At 74.1% G+C, this 4,992-nt stretch carries 5 protein-coding genes; 2 read left to right on the top strand and 3 right to left on the bottom strand.

All coding sequences use genetic code 11. From position 1 onward, the window contains the following. Together VR45_RS38115 and VR45_RS38110 are read right to left on the bottom strand one after the other, a co-directional pair. A partial coding sequence (locus VR45_RS38115; protein ID WP_052709693.1) for an AAA family ATPase occupies positions 1–1,430 on the bottom strand: 1,430 nt, incomplete at its 3' end. A gap of 312 nt (positions 1,431–1,742) precedes the next feature. Then, positions 1,743–2,438 carry an RDD family protein gene (locus VR45_RS38110; protein WP_045944535.1) on the bottom strand — a complete coding sequence of 232 codons (696 nt, stop codon included), beginning with the start codon at positions 2,436–2,438 and terminating at the stop codon, positions 1,743–1,745. 200 nt (positions 2,439–2,638) lie between these two features. Here VR45_RS38110 and VR45_RS38105 point away from each other — a divergent pair, with 200 nt between their 5' ends. After that, positions 2,639–3,112 (top strand): GreA/GreB family elongation factor, encoded by a 474-nt coding sequence (locus tag VR45_RS38105; RefSeq protein WP_045944534.1) that lies wholly within the window; start codon positions 2,639–2,641, stop codon positions 3,110–3,112. A 252-nt stretch (positions 3,113–3,364) separates the two neighbouring features. After that, positions 3,365–4,039: a DUF4360 domain-containing protein gene (locus VR45_RS38100; protein WP_045944533.1), complete on the top strand. Its 675-nt coding sequence runs from the start codon at positions 3,365–3,367 to the stop codon at positions 4,037–4,039. Positions 4,040–4,108: 69 nt separating this feature from the next. On the opposite strand, the gene VR45_RS38095 is transcribed toward VR45_RS38100, so the two are convergent. Beyond that, complete coding sequence (locus VR45_RS38095) at positions 4,109–4,909, bottom strand: helix-turn-helix domain-containing protein (protein ID WP_234326575.1); 801 nt, start codon at positions 4,907–4,909, stop codon at positions 4,109–4,111. Positions 4,910–4,992: the final 83 nt, after the last annotated feature.

The raw sequence follows: 4,992 nt of genomic DNA, 5'->3' as shown, positions 1-4,992 counted from the left end.
GTCCGCAGCAGGACGCGGTGCTCCTCGGCGGTGAACCCCGGCAGGCGCGCGGCCAGCGTCCCGAGGTCCCCGAGCAGGGCGTCCACCACCTCGCCGGGCGTGAGGTGCGGCCACAGCTCCTCGACCGTGCGCTCGACCAGGTCGTCGTCGAGCAGGGCGGCCCGCATCGCGTCGGCGTCGAACTCCGCGCCGCCGGCCGCCGGATCGGCCACGATGCCCAGGTTGCGCAGGTCCGCCGCCGTGGCCCGGTCGAGGTCGAGGCCGGTCAGCTCGGCCACCTCGGCGTCGATCCGCTCCAGCGTCTCGGCCGCCTCGCGGGCCAGGTCCCTGGTCACCGCGTCGACCAGCATCTCCTTGAACAGCCCACGGGCCCGGTGGTGCGGGAGACCGCCCATCAGTGCGGCGTCACGAGTCAGGGCGACCTCCGCCTCGCCCAGACGGACGTCGTCCTGTCCGACCCGCACGGCGAACTCCCCGCCGGGTGCCTGCCGTTCGCGCACCGTCGCCGCCAGCGCCGCGACGAGCGCCCCGTCGCCCTTGAGTCTGGCCGCCTCCGGCCGCTCGACGGCGGCACCGGGCGCCGCCCCGTCCGTCCCGTGCTCCTGGTCCGCTCCGTTCCCCCAGCCCGGTGAGGCCAGTTCGGCGCAGGTCGCGAGGACGACCTCGCTCTCGCCGAGCGAGGGCAGCACCTGCGAAATGTAGTCCAGGAAGCGGGCGTTGGGCCCCAGCACCAGCACGCCGCGCTCGGCGGCCTTCGGGAAGGCGTAGAGCACATAGGCGGCGCGGTGCAGCGCGACCACCGTCTTCCCGGTGCCGGGACCGCCCTGGACCACGGTGACGCCGCGGTGCTGGGAGCGCACGATCGCGTCCTGCTCGGTCTGCAGGGTGGCCACCGCGGTGCCCATCCGACCGGTGCGGCGGGCCTGGAGCGCGGCCGCGAGCGGGCCGTCGCCGACCACGTCCTCCGCGGTGGGCTCGGAGCCGTCGAGCAGTTCGTCGCTCACCCCGACCACGGTGCGCTCCGTCAGTCGCAGGTGGCGGCGCCGGCGCAGGCCCATCGGGTGCACGGGCGTCGCCTCGTAGAACGCGCGGGCGGCGTCGGCCCGCCAGTCGACCAGGGCGGGCAGCTCGTCCTCGTCGCGCTGGAGGCTCAGCCGGCCGATCCGCAGCGCCGTGCCGTCGACCAGGTCGATCCGGCCGAACACCAGGCCGCCCTCGGCCCCTTCGAGCCGCCGCACCTCCCGGGCCAGCTGTTCGGCGGCCAGGTCCCTCTCGTACGCCTCGGTGGCGCCGTCCGCCTGTTCGGCGAGTGTCCCGACGAGCCGGGCCCGGGTGTCGGCGAGCCGCTCGTCGAACAGCGCGACGACGGCGGCCACCTCCGCCCGCTCCAGCTCCACTTGGTGTACCACGTTGTCCTCGACCTGCGGCAAGGCAGCGCTCCTCTCGGGTTCGGCCTGTCACTATGCGAGGACGCGCGGGGAATGTAAATGTTGACGTTCCGGCCCGAATCGTGTCCACGGACCGCCGCCGGGCCCGCCGATCCGACGTCGCGTCACCTCTCCCGGGGCTCAACGGGCTTCCCGCCGACTGCCGGTGCGGTGCCGGGGCGAGTGCCGGTGCGGGGTCCGGGGCGCGGGGTACGGGCTCGGAACCCCGACCGGACGCCGGCCGGGCGACGGGCCGAGGAGCGGCACCGGCGCCGGCCCGCCGTCCGGTCGGGGGCGTTCGCGGGAGGCCGCGGCTCAGGACTCCTTGACCACCACGGTCTTCGCCGCCTTGTCGTGCAGGGCCTGCTGGAGCGGCTTGTCCCACAGCGGCCACAGGACGTTGACGAGCGCGAAGAGGGAGCCGATGCAGTAGACCGCGTTGGGCAGCGTGTACACGGCCGCGCGGACCAGCAGCGAGTTCTCGGCGGGCTTCCCGCCGTGACCGAGGTCCACGACCCGCAGCTTCATCACCTTCTTGCCGACCGTCTGGCCACCCTGGGTGAGCAGCATCGCCGCCTCGTAGCCGAAGGAGAGCAGGCCCGCCACGAGGTAGTAGAGGATCGAGGCGCCGAGGACGACGAAGACCAGCAGGGTCGGGACGAGGAGCACGGCGACGTCGATCAGCCGGGCGACCAGCCGCTCCCCGATCGGCGCGAGCTGACGGGACCCGGGTACCGGGGCGCCGCCGTAGCCGCCGGGCTGGCCGAGCCAGTGCGGCAGGCCGGCCTGCGGCTGCTGGCCGTAGGGCTGCTGCGGGGGAACGCCGTAGCCGGGCTGCCCGTACGGGGCCTCCTGCTTGTACGCCTGCTGGTCGTACGGAGCCTGCTGTCCGTAGGGCGGCTGCTGTCCGGACGGGGGCTGCTGTCCGTAGGGGTTCTGCTGTCCGTAGGGATTGGACGCGTCGTACGGATTCTCGTTCTGGCCGTACCCGGTGGGGCCGTTGGTGCTCATCCTGGCTGGTTCCCTGCCTCGGAGGTGGTGGTACGGCTGTTCTACCGATCATCCGACGGGTGCGGGAAGGCGGACGGGCAAGTCGTTACCGATCAGGGGCGACCTTGTCGCCGAGCCGGGCACCGAGGAGTCCTGTTATGTTCGGATTGCCGGAATCAGCCTGCGCCGTCCGAACGGGCGGCTCGACCAGGGAGGCCGGAATGACCGGTGCACCCGAACCCATCAGCGACGCCGGCCGTACCGCGCTGGAGCGGGACCTGGCCGACTTGCGCACGGAACGCGACGCCGTCGCCGCCACGCTGCGGGGCGGCGAGGAGGTCGGCGACCGGGCCGACCAGGCCGACGAACTGCAACGGGCCGACATCCTCGACCGGTTGGACGACCGGATCACCGTGATCGAGGGCCGACTGCGCGAGGCGGCGGTCGCGGGTGCGCCGAGCACCGAGACGGTCGGCATCGGCAGCACGGTCACCCTCCGCTTCGCGGACGCCGCCGAGTTGACCGTCCGGATCGGCGAACTGGCCGAGGAACTGGACCCGGAGCTGGTGACCGACGACAGTCCGCTCGGCCAGGTCCTGCTCGGCCGCAGGGTCGGCGAGACCGTCGAGTACGACGCTCCCGGCGGTCGGACGAGCGCGGAGGTCCTGTCGATCGGCGGCGACGCCGGAGCGTGACGGCGGCTCCTCCTGCGACGGCGGGTCGGCGGGTCGAAGGGCCGGCCGGGTGGGCGTGCGGGCGGCGCGCGCTCCGGGGCGTACCGCGCGCGCCGGGCCGGGGACGTCCGCCAGGGCGCCCCGGTGTGCGCCCCGCCGCGCCGCTGTACGGGGTCGGGAGGGCGTGATGACATGGACGCGTCAAGCTCGTCGGTGGTCCCGCACGTGGGGGTGCGCGGCCCGGAGCCGACGGGCGAGAGGGAGGAAGCGCCCATGTCCGTTCGCACCCTGGCCGCCGGCACCGCCGCCGCGGCGTTGCTCGGCACAGCCCTCGTCGGCACGGTCGGCACCGCCGGCACCGCCTTCGCCACCGGGTGGGACACCCCGCCGCCGGACAAGATCGTCATCTCCGTCGCCACCGTGAACGGTTCCGGCTGCCCGGCCGGGACGGCAGCGGTCGCCGTGTCCCCGGACAACACCGCGTTCACCGTCACCTACAGCAACTACGTGGCGCAGGTCGGCCTCGGCTCCAAGCCGACGGACTTCCGCAAGAACTGTCAGCTCAACCTGAACGTGCACGTCCCGCAGGGCTTCACGTACGCCGTCGCCGCCGCCGACTACCGGGGCTTCGCCCACCTGGAGAAGGGCGCGACCGCCGTCCAGCGCGCCAACTACTACTTCCAGGGCTCGCCGCAGACCACCTACTCCAGCCACAGCTTCACCGGCGCGCTCGACGACAGCTGGCAGGCGACCGACACCGTCGCGGTCGAGGCCCTGGTCTGGGCGCCGTGCGGCGAACTGCGCAACTTCAACATCAACACCGAACTCCGGGTGGCCGCCGGCAGCTCGGACACGACCAGGACCACCAGCTTCATGACGATGGACTCCACCGACGGCAGCATCAACACCGTCTACCACTTCGCGTGGAAGCACTGCCCCCAGGGCTGACCGGGCAGTCGCCGCTGCCCCGGCCGGGCACTCCGGCCGGGGCGGCGGCGGTCGCAGTGCGGGGGCGCCTCAGGCCGGTTCGGGTGCGCCGTGGCGCGTGTCGGTGACTGGGCCGGTGACCGGGCTGATGGCCGTGCCGGTGACCGGGCCGGTGCTCGGACCGGCCGTCGGGCCCGGGGGAGCGGTGGCGCCGGTGCGCGCGGCGAGGGTGTGCAGCCGGTGTTCGGAGGCGCTGCCGGGCTCGGCGGTCCACACCACGATGTGCTGGTCCGGCGCCGTGGCACTGGTCAGGGTGTCCCAGTCCAGGGTGAGGTCACCGACCAGCGGGTGCCGGAACCGCTTGTTCCCGGAAGCGTGGACGGCGACCTCGCGGGCCTGCCACCAGCGCTGGAAGTCGACGTGGTCGGCCATCCGCGCGAGCAGGCGGTGCAGTCGCGGGTCGTCCGGTCGGCGGGCCGTGTGCATCCGCAGATGGGCCACGCAGGCGCGGGCGCCGTCCGCCCAGTCGCGGTAGCGGGACCGCAGCACGGGGTCGTTGAAGAGCAGCCACACGTAGTTGCGGTCCCGGACGGGGTGGCGGCCGAAGTCGGTGAGCAGTGCGGCGGCCGGCGGGTTCCAGGCGAGCACGTCCATGGTGCGGGTGAGGACGACGGCCGGTCCGGTGGCGAGCTGGGCGAGCAGTCGGCGGTTGTGCTCGGTGACCTCCGCCGTGGCGCGGGCCGGGGGTTCGGCCGGCGGCCGTCCGGCCAGGCCGAGCAGATAGGCCCGTTGGTCGGGGGAGAGGCGCAGGGCCCGGGCGAGGGCCTCCAGCACGGGGGTGGAGGCGGGCATCCGGCCCTGCTCGATGCGGGTGTAGTAGTCGGTGCTGATCGAGGCCAGCCGCGCGGCGCAGCCCCGCGACCCGCCTCGGCGCGCCGTCGGACGCCAGCCCGACCTGCTGGGGGGTCAGCTCG

The sequence above is a fragment of the Streptomyces sp. NRRL S-495 genome, from assembly GCF_000966955.1.
Taxonomy (GTDB): Bacteria; Actinomycetota; Actinomycetes; order Streptomycetales; family Streptomycetaceae; genus Kitasatospora; species Kitasatospora purpeofusca.
Note: the sequence above shows the minus strand (reverse complement) of the source record. Positions and strands in the feature narration are given on the sequence as shown.